The following is a 19458-nucleotide window of genomic DNA, read 5'->3' as shown; positions in this document are numbered from 1 at the left end:
CTCACATCAGAGGTAGATGTCGGCCTCGATCTCTCGACGCACGGTGGTCAGTGCACCCGGGAGGGTGTCCAGACTGGTGGAACCCAAGGCCAGGCGCAACGCCTGCGGCGTATCGGTTGTCGTGCTGAAGGGTTCCGCGGTACTGACGGAAATACCGGCGTCTTCCAGGGCGGTGGCGATCCGGTCGGCCCGAGCACCGGGCGGTAGCGGTATCCAGGTGAAATACGATGAGGGATGGGCGATGTGGTGGAGGGGCGCAAGGGCTTTCCTGGCAAGTGACTGTCTGGCGGCAGCGTCGCGTCGCTTCTGCGTTTCGAGCCGCGTGACAGTGCCGTCCCGCAGCCACTGCGAGGCGATCGCGGTGGTGATCGCCGGCGTGTTCCACGTCGTCGCGCGGATGGTCCGTTCGATGGCGGTCATTCGCGAGACAGATGCGACGACGAAGCCGACGCGAATTCCGGTGGCGACGTTCTTGGACAACCCGGAGACGTACACCGTGACGTCTGGGGCAAGGGCTGCCAGCGGTGGCGGCGGGTTCTCGGCGAGGTAGGCATAAGAGGCGTCTTCGATCACCAGCAGCCCATGTCGCCGCGCGATCGCGATCAGGTGACGTCGGGCACGACGGTCCATGACCCAGCCGAGAGGATTGTGCAGTGTCGACATGCAGTAGATCGCGCGCACGGGCCGGCGGCTGCACAGCGTTGCCAGTGCATCGAGATCTGGGCCGGTCGATGTGGTTGGAAGAGGGTGCAATTCGAGGCGCAACGCTTCGGCCAGCACCTTGAAGCCGGGATAGATCAATGCGTCGACGGCGACAACATCCCCTGGTCCTAGCAGCGCCATCGCGGTGACGGTGAGGCCGTGTTGGGCGCCGTTGACCAGTGCCACGCAATCGGGAGTGACGTCGAGACCCCGATCCAACAGATGGGTGGCGACCGCGGCTCTGTCGCGTTCCCGGCCACCATGGGGCTGGTAACGCAAGAGCGAATCCAGATCTCCGGCCCCGGCCAGTTCACGCAACGCGTGGCGCAGCAAGTCGGCCTGCCCCGGCAGTGCCGGGTAGTTGAAGTTGAGGTCGACGGCGTCAGGGGCGACGGCCCGCTGATCGACACCGTGACCGGGAGGAAGGGCGACATCGCGCACGAATGTGCCCCGGCCCCGTTCACTGCTGACCAGACCCATGGCCTCGAGCTCGGCGTACACACGAGAGGCGGTGACCACCGCGATGCCACTGTCGGCTGCGAGCTGGCGGTGGGTGGGCAGTCGTGTTCCCGCGCAGAGCTTTCCGGATCGGATGTCGGCGGCGAAGACGTCGACGACGGACTTGTACCGGGCGGTGGGCACCACGACAGTGTATGCAGGACAATTTCTTGGTCGTCATATACCGCGGTTCTACCTTTACATCACCACACGCGGAAAGGACCCCCGGTATGCACATCGCCATCCTGACGTTCGAGGGCTACAACGAGCTGGACTCACTGATCGCCCTGGGCCTGCTCAACCGGATCGCCGACGACGACTGGCGGGTCACCATCGCCACCCCGACACCGAGGGTGAGGTCGATGAACGGGGTCGTCATCGAACAGATGTCGAGCCTGCACGAGGCAGTCGGGGCCGACGCCGTCATCGTCGGTAGCGGTATCGCGACCCGGGAGGTGGTCGAGGATCCCGCCATCATGGGTGTGCTGAAAGAGCTCGACCCTCAGCGCCAACTCATCGCTGCGCAGTGTTCGGGTGCGCTCGTGCTGGCCAAGCTCGGCCTACTGAGCGACGTGCCGGCATGCACCGATCTGACGACGAAGCCGTGGGTCATCGCAGCGGGCGTCGACGTACTGAATCAGCCGTTCTACGCCAGCGGAAACATCGCCACCGCCGGGGGCTGTCTTGCCTCGCAATATCTCGCGGCCTGGGTCATCGCGAGGCTGCGCGGAAAGGATGCGGCTGTCGCGGCATTGCACTACGTTGCTCCGGTCGGCGAGAAGCAGGAGTACGTCGAGCGGGCGTGGCGCAACATTTCGGCGTACCTCCCCGCTGCGGTGCCGGCGCTCCGCTAGTGACGCGGTCTCCTCCAGAAGACCGCCGGGGGCTGTCTTGCCTCGCAATATCTCGCGGCCTGGGTCATCGCGAGGCTGCGCGGAAAGGATGCGGCTGTCGCGGCATTGCACTACGTTGCTCCGGTCGGCGAGAAGCAGGAGTACGTCGAGCGGGCGTGGCGCAACATTTCGGCGTACCTCCCCGCTGCGGTGCCGGCGCTCCGCTAGTGACGCGGTCTCCTCCAGAAGACCGCCGGCGTCAGGTTCGATCCCATCGTGTCGCGCAGCGTCTCCTGGTCGGTATGAGGAGCACAGTGCTGCGGGGAATTCGGTGATTGCCACAGCCTGTCGCTCGCGAGTGTCTGGTTTACCAGAGGTCGCCGGGTCGCCAGTCGCAGATGAGAGCGGTATCTCCGGTGAGTGGTGGGCCTTGCGTCTCGGCGCTGAGCAGATAAATCCGGTCAGCCTCGTCGTAGGTGTCAATAGTGCCGGTGGGCCCGGCGGCTTGGGTATGCCCGGTCCAACGCTGCCAGCCGCGTGCCTCGTAGAAGGCCGCCGCGGACTCAACCGCGTTAAGGGCTCCAAGCTGATGGCGCGTGCTGACGATGTGTTCGGCGTGGTCCATGACCGCGCGACCCAGTCCGAGTCCCTGTTGGTCGGCTCGAACCGCAACGCCCTCGATGTAGCCGGTGTCGAAGGATACGTCGTTGTGGTGCAGGGTCCTTGATATAACGGCAGCGAACCCGATCAAGGACTGCTCGGAGTCACTGATGACGATGTGCACGCCGTCAACGGCATGCAGCCAATCGTGTGACCGGAACGCGGATCCGAATGCGGAGCGCACCAGCTCCTCCGCGGCGAGAAGCTGCGCTGCACTGAGCTCCCCCGGCTCGGAGATCACTACCTCCACCATGAGGGCAGCGTGGCATGGACGCGTCCGCTTCATCGTGTACGCCACGCCAGTGTCTCGATTCGAGAGGCTGCGGACGGCTCACATCGCGTCTCAGCTATTTGGGGGTGGAGGCTGCTGGTGTGCTGGCTAGCGTGACGGCGGTGGCCGTTGCGCAGAGCAGAGCCCCGATCAGCATCGGTGCCGTGGTCGACACCTTGTCGATCGCGAGCGCACCGGCGAGCGCTCCCGCGGCGATGGACGTGTTGAACGCCAGCACATACAGCGATGTCGCGCTCTCACGTGCTTGCGGCGTGACGCTGTGGAAGACATTTGTTTGCAGGATCACCGGCAGCGCCGAGTATGTCAGCCCCCACAAGGCAATCCACGTCCCCGCGAGCCACGTCTCGAAGCCTTTTGGAAGCGTCAGCGCTACAAGGGCCGTCGTCAGCGCAGCGGTGGCGCCGAGCAGCACTCTGCGCGGAGACTTTGCACGTGAAAGCACCACGCCGGCAACGACGTTGCCCAGGACACCGGCCACACCGTAGATGAGCAGGTAACCACCGATCTCGGCGGTCGCGATCGCGAGGCGGTCGATCAGGAATGGCGCGATGTAGGTGTAGGCGGCGTAGTTGGCGATCACCACGAGTGCAGTGACCGCCAAGGTCGCGCGCAAACTAGGGGTCAGCAGTGCACGCCACCGCTGCTGGTGCGCAGGATTGTGTTGAGGCAGTTCGGGAAGGGCGAGGACAACTGCGATCCAGGCGACCACGGTGAGCGCGGCCAACGTGAGGAAGCTGGCTCGCCACCCCAGCCATGCCCCCAGGTAGGTGCCGGCCGGAACGCCCAGAACGAGCGCCAAGGATATTCCCGAGAACGTCGCTGCCGTGGCTACTGCCGGGGACGTGGGGGCCACCCGGACAGCGACAGAGGCGACGATCGCCCACATCAACCCGTGAGCAAGTCCCATCGCCAACCGGACGGTGAGTAGCTGGGGATAGGTGGCCACCATCGCGGTCGCAAGGTTGCCTGCAACGAACACGGCCAAGATCGAAAGCACCAGGATCCGTCGGTCTATACGGTATGTCCAGGCGGTGAGCTTGGGGGCGGCCAGGCCAGCCAGAAGGCCATACATCGTGACGCTCAACCCGACAGCGCCGTGGGAAACTTTCAGTTCACGCCCGATCGGAATCAGCAGACCGATCGGCATCATCTCCGCCACGGTCACCGTGAACACTGCTAACGCCAAGGCCGCCACGGCACCCCCCGTGCGCCACGACGTCGACACCTCGGCCTGGGGGTCCGGCTGCGCTGGTGAAGCAGGCATCGATCGGGCTCCTGACACGGTTTTGATCTGGACCGCAATCAGGTTGACGGCGTAGGGCACTATTGAGAAGTAGGTACCTTAAAGTGCCCTATTCCGGCGTATTTCATGGAAGCGGACGATGGCTATTCACGACGACGACACACACGCTCGTGCGGCGGCAGACCACGACGCGTTCCTCGTCACCTGCACCAGTCGCCAGCTGCTGTCGCGGTTGGCCAACAAGTGGGTGACCCTCGTGCTGTGCGCACTCATGGAAGGCCCCACACGGCACTCCGCGCTATCGCGGCGGATCACCGGTGTCAGTCAGAAGATGCTCACCCAGACGCTGCGCAACCTCGAACGCGACGGCTTACTCACGCGCACCGTGACCCCGAGCGTCCCGCTGACCGTCACCTATGAGCTGACCGACCTGGGCCGCTCACTGGTCGGAGTGTTCCTGCAACTCAAACACTGGGCCGACCACAACATGGACGAAGTAGCCCGAGCTCGAACCAATTACGACGCACGGTCCGCTTCACGCGAACCCTCAAGACCGCTCGCCAATGCGCAGGGGCCGTCTAAAATCTAGAGAATCTGGACGGCTCGTTTCTCGTCTCGGGTTGGTGGCCTGCATTTTGCTCCCCGGCGGGCCGTTGGGCCCCGCCGGGCCCGGGGCGGGTCAATTGCCGCGGCGGCAGCGACGCAATTTAGCCCTCGTGGACGGTGAGGAGTTGACCATGGACCAGGACTGGCTCGGCAACGGGCGATTTGGCGCTGGGCGGCGTTTGGGGTCTCAGGGCGTTTACATCGTTCCCGTCGACGCTTGGTGCTGGCTGTACGCAACGACTGCGCCGGGGATAGCCGTGGCATTGATGTGGTTGGGCGTCGGCACCACCAAAGGCGGCGGCGATTTTTGCGATCCCGTGTACAGCGGTGTCGCAGAACGGGACGCGGACTATCGCACCGCAAGCCTAATCATCGCGGCCGGCAGCACGCTGATGCTCGCCTGGGGCATCCTGCTGCTGGCCGTCCTGTTACGCCGCAGACAGTCACTGGCGAAGTATCCCCGCGTGCGGCTGACGCTCGCTGTCGTGGTCGTGTGTGTCGCGATAGCCGGCTACGCCCTCATCCTGGTAGTGGGTTCAGACTTCTCCTCGGACTGCGGCGGAACCCGCCTCTGAACCCCCGAAGTCGTCAGATGGGGCTTACACGACCTACCGTGCGTTGGCGCCGACGAGCTATCGGCGACTCTGGCCGACCACGACCCCGACATCGGAGCACTGATCTTCGATGCGATCGAGGGTGAGGGCGAGCCGGTCATTCACTTGACCAAACTTTCGACGCGCTGGCCTCCATCCTCGCCGGCCCCCACGGTGCCCCCTACGACGTCGATGACCCGTTGTCGCGGCCGTGCGCGGGCACCGGGAGATCAGTCCGGATTCGCCGACCTACAACGACGAAGAATGGGTCCAGACAATTGCCCATGCCCTCGCGGTGTTCGACGCTGACCACATCGCAGCACAATTCGATCCTGCGGCCATGAAACAACTCAGTCTCGAGCACCCGTCGCGTCAATCGCGGCGCGGCAGCGATTTTCGCCAGTTTGGCCCTCTGGCTGGCGACCACGTCGTAAACCGTTCAGCCGGTGCGATTTCGGCGATGCCGCTGCCGAACCTGAATGCTAGTGGACGACTATACGTTGACGTTGAAGCCGAGGTCGACGTCGCAGGCTGCCTGCCCGCGACGGACGCCCCAATTCTCGACGGCGCTTTCACGCAAGACGATGGTCACGTGATCGGCTGGGATGCCTAGAGCGCCCAGCCTGTCCACGGTCTCCCGATACAGGTTCCGTTTCGCTTCCACCGAGCGTCCTGCGAAACAGTCGACGGCTACGAACGTGTACAACTCCGGCTGGGCCAATCCCGGAGAGTGTGAGAATCGATGCGGTTCATGGCTGACGAGCCGGACGTGCTTGTCAGCGGCCGGTATCTCGAACGCGGCGACCAGTGCATCGTGAACGGCATCGATGATCGCGATCTCCTCATCAACGCGATAACGCCGACGAACTTCAATGACAGTGCTGGGCATGGCAGCATCTTCACACAATGACCCGTTGACGATCACCCTGATTTCATGCGCCATCTCGGCTGCAGACGCGCACTCGCAATGCGATAGGCGACCCAAATTTGTGGGACTTCAACAAGGCGCCAGTCCGTCTCGCATGTAGAGACGGCTCGCATCCTGTCTCCCGCGACTGGTGTCTTCCGGCGAGATCGGCAGGTAGTGGACGGGCCTTAGTCAGAGTTGGGGGCGGGGCCTTGGTCGCCTGGATGGTGTAGCTCAGAGGAAGCCGATCGGCACACCGGCCGCGTTTGCGGTCAAGAAACGCGGCCGGCCTAACATCCGCCCCGGCACTCCCACCGTCGAGGACCTCTACTCCGCGCTCGACACCGCGAACATTCTCGAATCACTCGACCGCGTCAAGATCCAGCTCTACCGCGATCCAGACGGCGAAAGCCCAATCAGCCCGGACATCCCGCTACGCAAATGGATCGCATTCGAAGCAGACCTTGACGGGCATAAGCATTTCCTGCACGACGGGTTCTGGTACCGAATCGACAACGCTTACGCCGTCCAGCTCAAGCAGCGCCTCCAGGCTATCTTCGACCGACCCTGTGACCTGAAACTTCCGGCCTGGCCCGCAACACCCGACGATAAGCTCATTCCCGAAAAGGATTACAACGAACTCGCTGCGCGCGCATGCGGAGGTATGCTTCTCGACCGAAAGCTCATACATACCAACCAGAACCCGCGCGGCTTTGAGACGTGTGACATCCTTACTGCTGACGGTACTCTCGTCCACGTCAAGAACCTTGGTGCCTCCGCACCAGCGAGCCACCTATTCGCCCAGGGCGCGAACTCAAGTGACACACTCAGCTTCGATGAGGAAGCACGCGAAAAGTTCCGAAGCCGCGTCATCGAAGCCGACGGGGATCCACAACTGGTACAGGACAAGCCCCCAGCCATCGTGTTCGGCATCGCACGCAACTCCGACAAGGCCTTCGCCGCTGAATCCCTCTACAGCTTCAGCCAAGTGACGCTTGTACGCACGTACCTAAATCTGGAAGCCAGGGGAATCCCCGTCCATGTCGTGCCTGTCGGCCGCGCAGTTTGAACCTTTAGCCCCAAGATGCCGATGGACCCAACGTCTGCCCAGAGCCCCTGCCGCGCCAACTGCGACTAACGTGATAACCGAGGCCTCGAGCTTGCCGACTGTCATCTCGACTGTGCCAGTCGCTACCTGTGCGAGACCAAAGGCTATTGCTAGAAACAGGATTGAATCCACTACTGCTGATATTAGGTTGCTGCCGACGACAGCTGAGGTGTATCCGCGCGACCGTAGCCGGCTGTAGACCGCCAAGTCAGCGGTCTCTGCGGCGAGGAACGTGGTAATTGGGGCGACCGCCAATGCCGGGGATGCAACTAAAACGGTCAGCGGGGCGCTGAGTCCGATAACGCCGAGTGTCCTGCTGGTTCCGAGCCGCTCGTGGATGAGGTCGCGCAGGGTGAGTTGGGCGCCGGCGAAGAGCACTCCAGATGGCGCGGCTAGCCCGAATCCAATAGGTATCGTCCGCGGTACGCCAGGTCCGTGGTTCGCGCCGAGGTGCAGGATCGCCCAGTTGGCGCCAACGATGCAGCCGATGAACGCGAATACCCATGCTGCACTGACTATGTGGAGACGCCATGTAAGGGATGCCGTATAGCTGGACGAACTCATTGCAGTCGGCCGGCCTCGTGGAGCGCCTCGATGTGTTTGAGGCAGCCCGGACAGTTGGCGCACGGTAGGTTCGCGCGATGGCATGAGTGGGTCCATCCGAGCACCGCATCGGAAATCCCTGATTCAGCAATTAGTTCGGCTGCGCTCAGGTGAGAGGCGGGGGCGTGCAGACGCATACCGCCTTCCTGCAGCGCCAGGAGCGCATCCATGTGCGCGCGGAACTCGGCGCCGCCGTCGGCGTGGCGGGCGCCGTCGGCGGCGACCGTGCCGATGAGCACCGCGTCGAACCCGCGGCGTAACCCCCAGGCGGCGGCGATCGTGATCAAGAGCTGGTTGCGGTAGGGCCACCATTCCGGTGACACGTCGGGAAGGCTTGTCCCGTCGGCACCCTCGGCCATCAGGCCCGCACCGATCGCGGCGGCCGGTACCACCACCTCATCGAGCGGTAAGCCGAGGTCGATTGCGATCTGTCGGGCGGCGCGCGCTTCGGCGACGGCAGGCCGCTGCCCGTAGTTGATGTGCAGGCACTGCTCGGGCCGTATCCAGGCAGCCAGGGCAGCGCTGTCGATCCCGCCGGACAGCAACAACACTCGCCTCATGAGCTACCGCAGGCGTCGATGGCCGACCAGATACTGTTGTACAGGGCCGTGGACAGGTCGTTGACCACCACCGTGCCGGTGCCGCGGGCCATCGTCCAGGTGTGTTCGTCGGGGTGCTCTGCGAATCCGACGACGGGGATCCCGGCACGAGTGGCCCACCCAACTTCGAACAGTGTGCCGGCGTCAGCGCCGTCGAGCACCGCGAACACGCTGTGGCAGCCGCGCAGCCCTTCCAGGTCCTTCTCGGCGACTTCATCGCCGCCGCAGCCGATTTCGTCTAGCGGTGAGAATACGTCGGCACCAAGGTGTATCAAAGAGCTACGGGCGGTGCGGATGAGTTGGCGTTGCGCCAAGTTGAAGAATGGCCCGGCCAGATAGACCCGTGGCCGCACCCGCTGTGGATAGGGTAGCGGTGATCCGACTTCCTGCAGTAGTTCGGGCGGCACCTGCGCGGAATCTGTCAGAGAGTGTGCGGCGGCCACGCGGGAACCGCTGTGGGCGGCTGTGATCGGGTCGGCGCCGTCGGCCCAGGCGTGGGCGTAGCCGGCGGAGAACGCGTCTCCTGAACCGAGCGGATGCACGGCGGTGGTGGGGATTGCCCCGAATGGGGTGAGTGTGCCCTGGTGGGCCACGATGCCGCCGAGGGCACCACGCTTGATGACGGCTGCTTCCACATCCTGCGATAGCGCGAGCGCGGCTTGTTCGATATCGAGGAGCCCGGTCGTCGCTCGTGCTTCATGTTCGTTGACTACCAGGGTGATTCGCTGCGCCTGCACAGAATTGAGCAGGTCTGTCACTGGCGAGTGTTGTGGGTCAAGGATCAGGGTGCTGGCGCGCACCGTCCAAGAGGACTCGACCATGCCGAACGCCAGAATGCAGTCGGCGTCCACATGCAGGGCCTGAGCAGAGGCCTCTCCGCGGCGGGTCGTGCGTGAAATCGGGGTGTCGTAGGTGAACACGATGGGCCCCGTTCGGGTGCTCGCCTCCACGTCGACGTTCAATCCGGCACAGACAGCACCGAATTCGGCGGTGTCGTCGTCGTTGATTACGGTGTGGAAGCGAACGGTATCGCCCAGGCTACGTAACAGCCCGGCCGCGCGAAGTCCGGACCCCAGCAGCCGATCGATCGCCGGCTCCACGCAGTATTCGCGGTAGGTGCCCCCCACGACGCTGATCTGCATCACCGATCACGCCTGCAAGAGCGTGACATCAGCCCGGGTGCCGTCTGGGCTGACCGCATCCACCCGCGCCGTGCGCACATGGCCGCGGTCAATCAACCGCGGCACCGCGACAGGCTCGGCTGGAATGCGGCCCACGATGCTTCGATCAAAGCCCAGAGCCACGACGTGGCCGTCGACGAGGTCGAGTTCGATCTCGTCGCCCTCTGTTGGTGCGGTCAGATTAGGGACAATGCCCACCAAGACGGCAGTGAAAGGCAACGGCAGCCGATAATCTTGACGCGGCTGAACGCGGACCCGCACCACCGGGTACAGAGAGATGATCACCGCCTCGTAGAAGAAGCCCTCGCTGATACAGCGGGTCATGTCATTCCAGCGGTCGGTGATTGCGCCCAAGACAGCCCCGGTTTCGCGCACATACACTACTAGCCGCCGTGGGTTTCCCTCCATGATGATCTCGCACATCGTGTCCACGGCCACCTGGGCGACGACCTGCGGGTCTGGTGACATCACTGTCGTCTCGAAAGTCAATGTGCTGCAGGAAGGTCCGTCATCGTTTCGTCCGCTGACTCCGCCCAGCGAGTTGCGGTAATCAGACCCTCCGCTGCCGGCCATGGCGTTTCCCCCTCATGTCCAATACAGGCTCGAAGAGTCAATGTAACGCCGTCGGCGGGGGCAGGTCCGCGAATTACTGCAGCTAGTCAAGGTCGGTGAGGTTGTCCACCCCGAACAGCAACCGGGCGGCACGCCCCATCGAGGCCAGCGACGACCAGATGCAGGCGTCCAGGTCGGCGGTGCCTACCCCACCCAGATACGCCCACGCGACGAACGCTTCCTCGAAAAGTTGGTAGTCGCGGGGCAGTTTCCATGCCGGGTCGAACACGCCCGCAGCCACTCCCGCGCGCCGGATATGGATATCGATGACGGCGATGGCGTCGCTGCGCGTGAGATTTCGTACCACCCACGAGGCTGTCTTGGGACCGACTCCCGGAACCTCGGTCAGCCAATCACGAAGCTCGCGTGGTCGATCCGGCGGCGGGGGTGTGCCGGCGTCGAGATGGACGATAGCTGCTGCCAGTCTTTTGGCTTTGAGTAGCGGAAACCGGTACCGGGCTGGGCGAGAACGCCCGGCCACCACCATCGGCGCGGCCAGCACGGTGTGAATCGTTTTCTCGCTGAATAGCTCACCAGTGAGCAGGCCCGCATCCTGGCAGCGCGAGAACGCGGCGAAGGCCATCTGCTCGGTGATCCCGTATCCGCCCAGCACGCACAACGCAACCTCCTCAAGTAGGGTCGAGCCGATCCGGTAGGTCGTCGGCCGGGGACGCTGGCGGGTCTGCTCAAGCCAAAACGCCGGAGTGCCTAAATAACTTGGGTCATACCAGCGCACGGTGCGCTGCCACGTCGCCCCGGTCAGCACCGCCTGCCCACCAACCGGCTCTGCCACCCGCGGCACCCGATCCCCGCACAACCCGATCGTTGCGGTGTCCATCACCGTCATCTGCGTCGCCTCTTCCTGGGCATTGCCTTGTCGGCCAATTGATTCAGAGGCATGTCCAGTTCCCGGGCCAGCCGAGCAACCAGGAAGAACCCCGGCGACGGCGTGCCGCCCTGCTCCAACTTGCGCAACGTATCCAGCGGCACTCCCGCCGCGCTGGCCACGTCGGCCGCCGTCCTCACACCACGCAGCCGCCGCAATTCGGCACCAAGCCGCTTCCCAAGCTGACGATCGTTGTCCGACAACGGAGGCCGCGGCATACCGTTAATTATACCAGGATAGTTATACGCATAGGCTCGCACATATATGCCGCGTCCGGGACGGGATGAACCCGTCGGAGGATTACTAAATCCATGGGGATGAAAGTATTTGGTGAGCAAATAGCTGGCCACGACCTCGTTGACCCGTTGGGTTCGCTATTCCCCGGCGCATATCCAAATGGACAGCAATCGTCTCGCCTGGGCGGTCGCACCTACGCCGGTCGGTGTACTAGCGGGCTTGGCGCGTCGTTCTTCTCGCGGTGAAGCTTTATCACTCGCGCTCGTCAACGGTTGCATGGCAATAGCAATGCCCCCAAACATTTCCGGGCCCAGGCGGATCGCGAATTGTGTAGTCGTCGCCGGCCGACTTGGCAACCGTTGCGCACTTGGAACGGCGCAGGCGCCCGTCTTGGTACGGTCGGGTCGGGTCGGGTCAATCGAGACAGGTGCCGCTCCCCGGGACCGCACAGCACTGCCGTCGGGACCATCTCGGTCCCGCCGCGGCGCACCACGGCGGGGCGCCGAGGGGCAAGGCCTGAGCCGCGATGAGCCATTGCTCTAGCGTTTCATCGAGTTCGGCGGCCCCGATGCACGGTACTGGCCACTTGATAGGCATCCAGGTTGCCGCGGAGCTCGGCAGAATGTCGTTTAACCGACCGGTGTAGTTGAGATCGGCCTGATCATGCAAGGTCTGCATCACCGAACGCATCGAGCACCGTTCACATACAGGCTGTCGATTACGTTCACGGCCAGTGGCCGCCGGACAGCCCGCGATTACCGCACCAGTTGTAGCGTCGGCCGTTGAGAAGTACCGGCCGGAACCGGATGGTTCGCAGCAGAAGCTCCCGACGACGAGGCTCGGCCCCGCCAGTTGGCGTCCCGGGCGCTCAACGCCTTCCATCTGGGTGCCCCGGCCACGCGTGCCGCCAAGCGCTACTTCCATCACCGCAGAGACCCCTTCCCCAGTCCGACTCCTTGGCGCTACGGGAACGGATCGATTGCCGGACTCCTTGGGCGGAAATCGGCCCGCGGGTCATCCACGACGAACTCCGGCCCGTCTGCAACGAAGCAATTCGTCTCGCCGAGCGCGGGGATATACGTGACGAGGTCCCGCGACGCTCAGTCCAACCTCGCCAAGTCAGCGACCCCAATAAACACAAAGGTCACGCCCTCTTTCGAGTTCGTGACCTCATGCGTCGCAGTTCAGAAGAACCGCTCAAGTGTGGGCGAAGGGGGACTTGAACCCCCACGTCCCGAAGGACACTGGCACCTGAAGCCAGCGCGTCTGCCATTCCGCCACTCGCCCGAAACAACCGGGGGAGCCTATCACGCAGGCAACCCCGGGTTCCAACCGTACGTCGGCGGGTACCGGAACTCCAAAACGGCTGCTCGCGGCGCTGTGACCAGTGTGGATGCAATTCTCAGAGTTCTGAGAGTCACGACGGGGTACAGGTGGCCGATAGCATGCATGCAAGCATCGCTGCCAGCCGACACGCTGGCGGTTTTTCACTGACGAGGGAGGCGAGCGGAAACATGGGTCTGGTCGATCGATTCGAGCGCAAGCTCGAGGATTCGGTCGGCAATGCCTTTGCCCGGGTCTTCGGTGGGTCCGTGGTGCCCGCCGAGGTCGAGTCGCTTCTGCGCCGTGAAGCCGAGACCGGGGCCCGTGAAGTGCACGGCGGCCGCGTTTTGGCGCCGAACGACTACGTCATTACCCTCAGTGTGCCTGACTATCAGAAGGTGAGTGCCGACCCGGACATCACCCCGACTACGTTCGCCAAGCACCTGGAGGGCTTCATCCATGAGCAGGGATGGCAAACGTATGGTGATGTGGTTGTCCGATTCGAACAATCGCCCAGCCTGCACACCGGACAGTTTCGCGCGCGCGGTGCGGTCAATCCCGACTCGACCTCGGATGCACCGGCCCCACCACCTCGAGATCACTCGTCCCACGCAGAACCAGGAGTACGACCGATGAGCGACAATCCGACCTATCGCGGCGGCCAGGGGCCGGGGCGGCCCGGGGATGACTACTACCCCCGTCCTGATGAGGACCGCTACCCCCGCCAGGACGATCGTGGCGGCTACCCGCCCGCCGATCAGGGCGGGTACCCCGCCGGCGAGCACGGTGGTTACCCGCCGGCCGATCAGGGCGGCTACCCGCCCCACGGCGACCAGGGCTACCCCCAGCGTGGCGGCTACCCCGACCAGGGCGGCTACCCGGACCAGGGCGGCTATCCGGCCTCGTCGTACGACCAGCGCCCGCCCGCCGGTTACGGCCCGCCGCAGGGCGGCTACCCCGACCAGGGTTACCGGCAGGGACCCGGCGGTTACGGACCGCCGCAGGGCGGCCAGCAGGGTTACGGAGCCCCGGGACCTCAGGGTGGCGCTCCGGCCGGAGACTACGACTACGGGCGTCGCCCGTCCTACCCCGATCAGGGTGGCTACCCGGACCAGGGCGGCTACGGCGGCGGATACGGCCGTCAGGAATACGGTCAGCCCGACTACGGCCGCTACGGCGAAGCCCCGGCCGGTTATGCCGATCAGGGCTACGGCGACCAGGGCGGCTACGGCGGCGAGCAGGGCGGATACGGAGCCGGTGGGTACGGCGGCGGCTACGGCGCGACCCAGGGCGAGTACCCGTCGGCCGGATCGACGGTCACCCTGCAGCTCGACGACGGCAGCGGACGCACCTACCAGCTGCGTGAAGGCGCCAACGTCATCGGCCGCGGTCAGGACGCCCAGTTCCGGCTTCCCGACACAGGTGTGTCACGTCGCCATCTCGAGATCCGCTGGGACGGCCAAGTGGCGCTATTGTCAGACCTCAACTCCACCAACGGCACCACGGTGAACAACGCGCCGGTCCAGGAGTGGCAGCTGGCCGACGGTGACGTCATCCGGCTGGGACACTCTGAGATCATCGTTCGCGTTCACTGAGGATCGTCGCGCAAGGACGGCGGTGACGTGGCCATCACGTCCACCGCCGTCTGCGCATGGAGGCGGCGCCGAACAGTCGGCAACGGAGAGGACGTCAGATGCAGGGGCTGATACTGCAGCTGACGCGCGTCGGTTTCCTGCTGCTGCTGTGGCTCTTCATCTGGTCGGTGCTGCGCATCCTGCGCACCGACATCTATGCGCCCACTGGCGCGGTGATGATGCGCCGCGGCCTCGCGCTGCGCGGAACACTGCTGCCGACCAAGGATCGCAGTGTTCCTCGCCAGTTGGTCGTCACCGAAGGCGCGCTCGCCGGCACCCGGATCCCGTTGGGCACCCAGCCGGTGCTGATCGGGCGCGCCGATGATTCCACGCTGGTGCTGACCGACGACTACGCCTCGACGCGCCATGCCAGACTCTCGCCACGAGGTCCGGAATGGTACGTAGAGGACCTAGGATCGACCAACGGCACATACCTCGACAGGGCGAAGGTGACAACGGCAGTACGAGTTCCGATGGGCACACCGGTGCGAATCGGCAAGACGGTGATCGAGCTGCGCCCGTGACCCTTGTCCTTCGATACGCCGCCCGCAGCGACCGGGGATTGGTGCGCGCCAACAACGAGGACTCCGTCTACGCGGGGGCCCGCTTGCTGGCGCTCGCCGACGGAATGGGCGGCCACGCCGCCGGTGAGGTCGCCTCACAGCTGGTGATCGCCGCGCTCGCGCATCTCGACGACGACGAGCCGGGCGGCGACCTGCTCAGCAAGCTCGATGGTGCGGTGCGCGAAGGCAACTCGGCGATCGCCGCGCACGTCGAAGCCGATCCCGAGCTCGACGGCATGGGCACCACGCTGACGGCAATCCTGTTCGCCGGCAACCGGCTTGGCATGGTGCACATCGGGGACTCCCGCGGTTACCTGATGCGCGACGGCGAACTCACCCAGATCACCAAAGACGACACCTTCGTCCAGACCCTCGTCGACGAAGGCCGCATCACCGCCGAAGAGGCCCACAGTCATCCGCAGCGGTCGCTGATCATGCGCGCGCTCACCGGACACGAAGTGGAACCCACGCTGATCATGCGGGAGGCCCGGGCCGGTGACCGCTATCTGCTGTGCTCCGACGGGCTGTCCGATCCGGTCAGCCACGACACCATCGCCGAGGCGTTGCAGATCGCCGATGTGGCCGAGAGCGCGGACCGCCTGATCGAATTGGCGTTGCGCGGCGGCGGACCGGACAACGTCACCGTGGTGGTGGCCGACGTCGTCGACGTCACCAATCACGACTTCGGCCAGACCCAGCCGATCCTCGCCGGCGCAGTGTCCGGTATCGACGACCAGAGCGCACCGCCCAACACCGCAGCCGGTCGCGCCTCGGCGTTCAACCCGAAGCGCAACGCCGCCAAACCCGTTGTGCAGCAACCGGAAGAGCCACCGCCGCGCCCGCGCTCACGACGCCGCATCTACATGGCGGTGGCTGTGCTGGTCTTGGCGGTGCTCGCCGGTTTGGCGGTCGCACGGGAAATCGTCCGAAACAACTACTACGTCAGCGAACACGACGGCGTCGTCTCGATCATGCGCGGTGTTCAAGGCTCCTTCCTCGGAATCTCCCTCCAGGAGCCGTATCTGCTGGGCTGTTTGAACGCCCGCAACGAATTGTCTCTCATCAGCGCCGATCAGCCGCAGGACAATCTCGGCTGCCGCCCGCTGGCCGTCGGCGACATGCGGCCATCCGAGCGTGCGCAAGTGGTCGCCGGCCTGCCGTCCGGCACGCTCGACGATGCCATCGGCCAGATCGAGGAACTGTCGCGCAGTTCGGTGCTCCCGGTGTGCGCGCCGCCGACCCCCGCAACGTCGAGCCGTCCCACGCCAACGCCCTCCCCGCGGCCCTCGACGACCGCTGCGCCGGGAGGTCCTGCACCGAGCGCGAATTCGAGCACGCCGACAGCGACACCCGCGCCGGAGACACCCCGCACCGTAACGTCGTCGCCCGCGCCGGCACCCACGCCGAGTCCGTCCCCGACACCGTCGCCCACCGTGACGGCGCTGCCTCCCCCGCCGCCTCAACCGGGAACGAATTGCCGGGAAGTGGCATGACGACCCAACCGCAGTCCCCGGTTGCGGTGACGCCGGCATTGCCGAACCGCCGCAACGCTGAACTCATCCTGCTCGGCTTCGCCGCGTTCATCACCACCGTGGCACTGCTCCTCGTGGAGGCCAACCAGGAACAGGGCCTGCGGTGGGACCTCGCGCAGTACACCGTCGCGTATCTGGCGCTGTTCGCCGGGGCGCATCTGGCAGTGCGGCGCTTCGCCCCCTACGCCGATCCGCTGCTGCTACCTGTCGCCGCGCTGCTGAATGGCCTGGGACTGGTGATGATTCACCGTCTCGACCTGGCCGCCGGTGAACCCACCGCGCGCGGGCTGGGCGGTACCGCCAACCAGCAGATGCTGTGGACCCTCGTCGGCGTCATCGGGTTCTCGCTCGTGGTGATCTTCCTCAGCGATCACCGGCTGCTGTCGCGCTACGGCTACGTGTGCGGTCTCGTCGGACTGGTCCTGCTGGTCATCCCCGCACTCCTGCCCAGCTCGATGTCCGAGCAGAACGGCGCCAAGATCTGGATTCGGCTGCCCGGCTTCTCGATTCAGCCCGCCGAGTTCTCCAAGATCCTCCTGCTGATCTTCTTCGCCTCAGTGCTGGTGTCCAAGCGCAATCTGTTCACCAGTGCGGGCAAGCACGTCCTGGGCATGGACCTGCCCCGGCCGCGTGATCTCGCCCCGCTGCTGGCCGCGTGGATCGCCTCGATCGGTGTGATGGTCTTCGAAAAGGACCTCGGCACTTCACTTCTGCTCTACGCGTCGTTCCTGGTGCTGGTCTACATCGCCACCGAAAGGTTCAGCTGGGTGGTGCTGGGGCTGTCCCTGTTCGCCGCCGGAAGTGTGGTCGCGTACTACGTCTTCGACCACGTCCGCGTGCGGGTGCAGACGTGGCAGGACCCGTTCGCCGATCCCGACGGCGCGGGCTATCAGATGGTGCAGTCGCTGTTCAGCTTCGCCACGGGCGGCATCTTCGGAACGGGCCTGGGCAACGGACAGCCCGGCACCGTTCCCGCCGCCTCCACCGACTTCATCATCGCCGCCGTCGGTGAGGAACTCGGGCTGGTCGGCCTGGCAGCGGTGCTGATGCTCTACACCATCCTCGTGATCCGCGGCATGCGCACCGCGATCGCGGTGCGCGACAGCTTCGGCAAGCTGCTCGCCGCCGGTCTGGCCGCCACCCTCGGCATTCAGCTGTTCATCGTCGTCGGGGGCGTCACCAAGCTGATCCCGCTGACCGGCCTCACCACCCCGTGGATGTCCTACGGCGGCTCCTCGCTGGTGGCGAACTATCTGCTGCTCGCCATCCTGGTCCGCATCTCGCACAGCGCGCGCCGCCCGTTGGACGGCCGCGGCACTCCCCCGGGACCGATCGCCGCGGCGAGCACCGAGGTGATCCAGAAGGTATGAACACCTCACTGCGCCGGATCTCCGTCATGATCATGGGTCTCGTTGTGCTGCTGCTCGCCAACGTGACCCTGACCCAGGTGTTCACCGCGGACGGCTTGCGCTCGGACCCCCGCAACCAGCGGGTGCTGCTCGACGAGTACGCCCGCCAGCGCGGCCAGATATCCGCCGGTGGCCAGCTGCTGGCCTACTCGGTCTCCACCGAGGGCCGGTACCGCTTCCTGCGCACGTACCCCAACCCGCTCGCCTACGCGCCGGTGACCGGTTTCTACTCGCTGAGCTATTCGAGCACCGGGCTCGAGCGCGCCGAGGACACCGTGCTCAACGGCTCGGACCAGCGGCTCTTCGGACGCCGCCTGGCCGATTTCTTCACCGGCCGCGATCCCCGCGGCGGCAACGTCGCGACGACGATCCGGCCCGAGGTGCAGCAGGCCGCCTGGGACGCGATGGACAAGGGCTGCAACGGGCCGTGCAAGGGCGCCGTCGTCGCTTTGGAGCCCTCGACGGGAAAGATCCTCGCGATGGTCTCGGCACCGTCGTACGACCCGAACCTGTTGGCCACCCATGACGTGGACGAGCAGGCGCAGGCCTGGCAGCGCCTGCGCGACGACCCGAACTCGCCGCTGCTGAACCGCGCAATCTCCGAGACCTACCCGCCGGGGTCGACGTTCAAGGTGATCACCACCGCCGCGGCACTGCAGAACCGCGCCACGCCCGACACCCAGGTGACCGCCGCACCGCAGATCGCGCTGCCAGACAGCACGGCGACGCTGGAGAACTTCGCCGGCTCCCCGTGCGGCGGCGCACCGACGACGACGCTGCAGTACGCGTTCGCGCACTCCTGCAACACCGCGTTCGTCCAGCTCGGCATCGACACCGGCGCAGACGCGCTGCGCGACACCGCACAGAACTTCGGGCTGGACGCCCCGCCGGCGCCGATTCCGCTGCAGGTCGCCGAGTCCACGCTGGGGCCCGTTCCGGATGCCGCCGCACTGGGGATGTCGAGCATCGGCCAGAAGGACGTCGCGCTGACTCCGCTGCAGAACGCGATGGTGGCCGCGACCGTCGCGAACAAGGGGGTCACGATGCAGCCGTACCTGGTCGACAGCCTCAAGGGCCCCGACCTGTCGAACATCGCCACCACGGCGCCCACCGAAGTGCGGCGAGCGGTACCCGAACCGGTCGCAGATACACTTACGAACTTGATGGTCGCCGCCGAGCAGGTGACTCAGCAGAAGGGAGCCATCGCCGGCGTGCAGATCGCATCCAAAACCGGCACTGCGGAGCATGGCACTGACCCGCGCAACACGCCCCCGCATGCCTGGTACATCGCCTTTGCGCCTGCTCAGGCACCCAAAGTGGCGGTGGCGGTACTCGTCGAGAACGGCGGTGACCGCCTCGATGCCACCGGCGGCGCCGTGGCAGCCCCGATCGGACGCGCGACGATCGCGGCGGCCCTGAGGCAGGCATCGTGACGAG

The 19458-nt window shown here is 65.3% G+C and carries 20 protein-coding genes and 1 tRNA gene; 10 read left to right on the top strand and 11 right to left on the bottom strand.

Annotated features, from left to right (window positions below):
• Positions 1-6: 6 nt before the first annotated feature.
• Positions 7-1344 carry an aminotransferase-like domain-containing protein gene (locus DMB80_RS19370; RefSeq protein WP_111511356.1) on the bottom strand — a complete coding sequence of 446 codons (1338 nt, stop codon included), beginning with the start codon at positions 1342-1344 and terminating at the stop codon, positions 7-9.
• 86 nt (positions 1345-1430) lie between these two features.
• Here DMB80_RS19370 and DMB80_RS19365 point away from each other — a divergent pair, with 86 nt between their 5' ends.
• Positions 1431-2054, top strand: coding sequence for a DJ-1/PfpI family protein (locus DMB80_RS19365; RefSeq protein ID WP_111511337.1), 624 nt, complete (start codon positions 1431-1433; stop codon positions 2052-2054).
• A gap of 346 nt (positions 2055-2400) precedes the next feature.
• Here DMB80_RS19365 and DMB80_RS19355 read toward each other — a convergent pair whose 3' ends face one another.
• Both DMB80_RS19355 and DMB80_RS19350 read right to left on the bottom strand, forming a co-directional pair.
• Positions 2401-2934 carry a GNAT family N-acetyltransferase gene (locus DMB80_RS19355; protein ID WP_162938619.1) on the bottom strand — a complete coding sequence of 178 codons (534 nt, stop codon included), beginning with the start codon at positions 2932-2934 and terminating at the stop codon, positions 2401-2403.
• A 106-nt stretch (positions 2935-3040) separates the two neighbouring features.
• A complete protein-coding gene (locus tag DMB80_RS19350; RefSeq protein WP_162938618.1) occupies positions 3041-4249 on the bottom strand; it encodes an MFS transporter in 1209 nt (402 codons plus the stop codon).
• 118 nt (positions 4250-4367) lie between these two features.
• Between DMB80_RS19350 and DMB80_RS19345 the strand changes: the two genes are divergently transcribed.
• The 3 genes from DMB80_RS19345 (at position 4368) to DMB80_RS28190 (ending at position 6040) form a co-directional block, all read left to right on the top strand.
• A complete protein-coding gene (locus tag DMB80_RS19345; RefSeq protein WP_111511334.1) occupies positions 4368-4817 on the top strand; it encodes a winged helix-turn-helix transcriptional regulator in 450 nt (149 codons plus the stop codon).
• A gap of 148 nt (positions 4818-4965) precedes the next feature.
• A complete protein-coding gene (locus tag DMB80_RS19340) occupies positions 4966-5409 on the top strand; it encodes a hypothetical protein (RefSeq protein ID WP_162938617.1) in 444 nt (147 codons plus the stop codon).
• Between the two features lie 229 nt (positions 5410-5638).
• Positions 5639-6040: a hypothetical protein gene (locus DMB80_RS28190; protein ID WP_162938615.1), complete on the top strand. Its 402-nt coding sequence runs from the start codon at positions 5639-5641 to the stop codon at positions 6038-6040.
• Here the strand turns inward: DMB80_RS28190 and DMB80_RS19335 are convergent.
• Positions 5921-6316 carry a tautomerase family protein gene (locus DMB80_RS19335; protein WP_111511332.1) on the bottom strand — a complete coding sequence of 132 codons (396 nt, stop codon included), beginning with the start codon at positions 6314-6316 and terminating at the stop codon, positions 5921-5923. The two genes, DMB80_RS28190 and DMB80_RS19335, sit on opposite strands and share 120 nt — an antisense overlap.
• 238 nt (positions 6317-6554) lie before the next feature.
• Between DMB80_RS19335 and DMB80_RS28945 the strand changes: the two genes are divergently transcribed.
• Entirely contained in the window at positions 6555-7403 is an 849-nt protein-coding gene (locus tag DMB80_RS28945) for a DUF6119 family protein (protein ID WP_111511331.1), read from the top strand.
• Here DMB80_RS28945 and DMB80_RS19325 read toward each other — a convergent pair.
• From DMB80_RS19325 to DMB80_RS19295, 7 genes are all read right to left on the bottom strand, one after another.
• Positions 7344-8006: a VUT family protein gene (locus tag DMB80_RS19325; RefSeq protein ID WP_240431273.1), complete on the bottom strand. Its 663-nt coding sequence runs from the start codon at positions 8004-8006 to the stop codon at positions 7344-7346. The two genes, DMB80_RS28945 and DMB80_RS19325, sit on opposite strands and share 60 nt — an antisense overlap.
• Positions 8003-8605: a 7-cyano-7-deazaguanine synthase gene (locus DMB80_RS19320; RefSeq protein ID WP_111511330.1), complete on the bottom strand. Its 603-nt coding sequence runs from the start codon at positions 8603-8605 to the stop codon at positions 8003-8005. Before DMB80_RS19320 ends, DMB80_RS19325 begins: the two co-directional genes overlap by 4 nt.
• Positions 8602-9786, bottom strand: coding sequence for a PfkB family carbohydrate kinase (locus DMB80_RS19315; RefSeq protein WP_111511329.1), 1185 nt, complete (start codon positions 9784-9786; stop codon positions 8602-8604). The genes DMB80_RS19320 and DMB80_RS19315 overlap by 4 nt, the downstream gene beginning before the upstream one ends.
• Positions 9787-9792: 6 nt before the next feature.
• Positions 9793-10398, bottom strand: coding sequence for a hypothetical protein (locus DMB80_RS19310; protein ID WP_162938616.1), 606 nt, complete (start codon positions 10396-10398; stop codon positions 9793-9795).
• Between the two features lie 82 nt (positions 10399-10480).
• On the bottom strand, positions 10481-11284 hold the full coding sequence (locus DMB80_RS19305; RefSeq protein WP_240431272.1) for an 8-oxoguanine DNA glycosylase: 804 nt from the start codon (positions 11282-11284) through the stop codon (positions 10481-10483).
• Positions 11281-11541 (bottom strand): helix-turn-helix domain-containing protein, encoded by a 261-nt coding sequence (locus DMB80_RS19300; protein WP_111511327.1) that lies wholly within the window; start codon positions 11539-11541, stop codon positions 11281-11283. Before DMB80_RS19300 ends, DMB80_RS19305 begins: the two co-directional genes overlap by 4 nt.
• A 1223-nt stretch (positions 11542-12764) precedes the next feature.
• A tRNA-Leu gene (locus DMB80_RS19295) sits at positions 12765-12847 on the bottom strand.
• A 227-nt stretch (positions 12848-13074) separates the two neighbouring features.
• Between DMB80_RS19295 and DMB80_RS19290 the strand changes: the two genes are divergently transcribed.
• The 5 genes from DMB80_RS19290 (at position 13075) to pbpA (ending at position 19454) form a co-directional block, all read left to right on the top strand.
• Positions 13075-14478 carry a DUF3662 and FHA domain-containing protein gene (locus DMB80_RS19290; protein ID WP_111511326.1) on the top strand — a complete coding sequence of 468 codons (1404 nt, stop codon included), beginning with the start codon at positions 13075-13077 and terminating at the stop codon, positions 14476-14478.
• A gap of 98 nt (positions 14479-14576) precedes the next feature.
• The gene (locus DMB80_RS19285; RefSeq protein ID WP_046366399.1) at positions 14577-15041 is read left to right on the top strand and encodes an FHA domain-containing protein FhaB/FipA; all 465 of its coding nucleotides are present in this window, start codon (positions 14577-14579) and stop codon (positions 15039-15041) included.
• Positions 15038-16573, top strand: coding sequence for a PP2C family protein-serine/threonine phosphatase (locus DMB80_RS19280; RefSeq protein ID WP_111511325.1), 1536 nt, complete (start codon positions 15038-15040; stop codon positions 16571-16573). The genes DMB80_RS19285 and DMB80_RS19280 overlap by 4 nt, the downstream gene beginning before the upstream one ends.
• Complete coding sequence (locus tag DMB80_RS19275; protein ID WP_046366397.1) at positions 16570-17982, top strand: FtsW/RodA/SpoVE family cell cycle protein; 1413 nt, start codon at positions 16570-16572, stop codon at positions 17980-17982. Before DMB80_RS19280 ends, DMB80_RS19275 begins: the two co-directional genes overlap by 4 nt.
• On the top strand, positions 17979-19454 hold the full coding sequence (gene pbpA / locus DMB80_RS19270; RefSeq protein WP_111511324.1) for a D,D-transpeptidase PbpA: 1476 nt from the start codon (positions 17979-17981) through the stop codon (positions 19452-19454). The genes DMB80_RS19275 and pbpA overlap by 4 nt, the downstream gene beginning before the upstream one ends.
• Positions 19455-19458: the final 4 nt, after the last annotated feature.

Origin of the sequence: Mycobacterium kyogaense, assembly GCF_003254575.1 — a bacterium.
In the GTDB taxonomy this organism is placed as follows: domain Bacteria; phylum Actinomycetota; class Actinomycetes; order Mycobacteriales; family Mycobacteriaceae; genus Mycobacterium; species Mycobacterium kyogaense.
The sequence above is the reverse complement of the archived record's forward strand: the minus strand, read 5'-3'. Positions and strand labels throughout refer to the sequence as shown.

What these genes read in the sequence shown, in the direction of transcription:
- DMB80_RS19365 (WP_111511337.1), top strand. Translation starts at nt 1,431, where the DNA reads ATGCACATCGCCATCCTGACGTTCGAGGGCTACAACGAGCTGGACTCA.
- DMB80_RS19350 (WP_162938618.1), bottom strand. Translation starts at nt 4,249, where the DNA reads ATGCCTGCTTCACCAGCGCAGCCGGACCCCCAGGCCGAGGTGTCGACG.
- DMB80_RS19345 (WP_111511334.1), top strand. Translation starts at nt 4,368, where the DNA reads ATGGCTATTCACGACGACGACACACACGCTCGTGCGGCGGCAGACCAC.
- DMB80_RS19340 (WP_162938617.1), top strand. Translation starts at nt 4,966, where the DNA reads ATGGACCAGGACTGGCTCGGCAACGGGCGATTTGGCGCTGGGCGGCGT.
- DMB80_RS19335 (WP_111511332.1), bottom strand. Translation starts at nt 6,316, where the DNA reads ATGCCCAGCACTGTCATTGAAGTTCGTCGGCGTTATCGCGTTGATGAG.
- DMB80_RS19325 (WP_240431273.1), bottom strand. Translation starts at nt 8,006, where the DNA reads ATGAGTTCGTCCAGCTATACGGCATCCCTTACATGGCGTCTCCACATA.
- DMB80_RS19320 (WP_111511330.1), bottom strand. Translation starts at nt 8,605, where the DNA reads ATGAGGCGAGTGTTGTTGCTGTCCGGCGGGATCGACAGCGCTGCCCTG.
- DMB80_RS19315 (WP_111511329.1), bottom strand. Translation starts at nt 9,786, where the DNA reads ATGCAGATCAGCGTCGTGGGGGGCACCTACCGCGAATACTGCGTGGAG.
- DMB80_RS19310 (WP_162938616.1), bottom strand. Translation starts at nt 10,398, where the DNA reads ATGGCCGGCAGCGGAGGGTCTGATTACCGCAACTCGCTGGGCGGAGTC.
- DMB80_RS19305 (WP_240431272.1), bottom strand. Translation starts at nt 11,284, where the DNA reads ATGACGGTGATGGACACCGCAACGATCGGGTTGTGCGGGGATCGGGTG.
- DMB80_RS19300 (WP_111511327.1), bottom strand. Translation starts at nt 11,541, where the DNA reads ATGCCGCGGCCTCCGTTGTCGGACAACGATCGTCAGCTTGGGAAGCGG.
- DMB80_RS19290 (WP_111511326.1), top strand. Translation starts at nt 13,075, where the DNA reads ATGGGTCTGGTCGATCGATTCGAGCGCAAGCTCGAGGATTCGGTCGGC.
- DMB80_RS19285 (WP_046366399.1), top strand. Translation starts at nt 14,577, where the DNA reads ATGCAGGGGCTGATACTGCAGCTGACGCGCGTCGGTTTCCTGCTGCTG.
- DMB80_RS19275 (WP_046366397.1), top strand. Translation starts at nt 16,570, where the DNA reads ATGACGACCCAACCGCAGTCCCCGGTTGCGGTGACGCCGGCATTGCCG.
- pbpA (WP_111511324.1), top strand. Translation starts at nt 17,979, where the DNA reads ATGAACACCTCACTGCGCCGGATCTCCGTCATGATCATGGGTCTCGTT.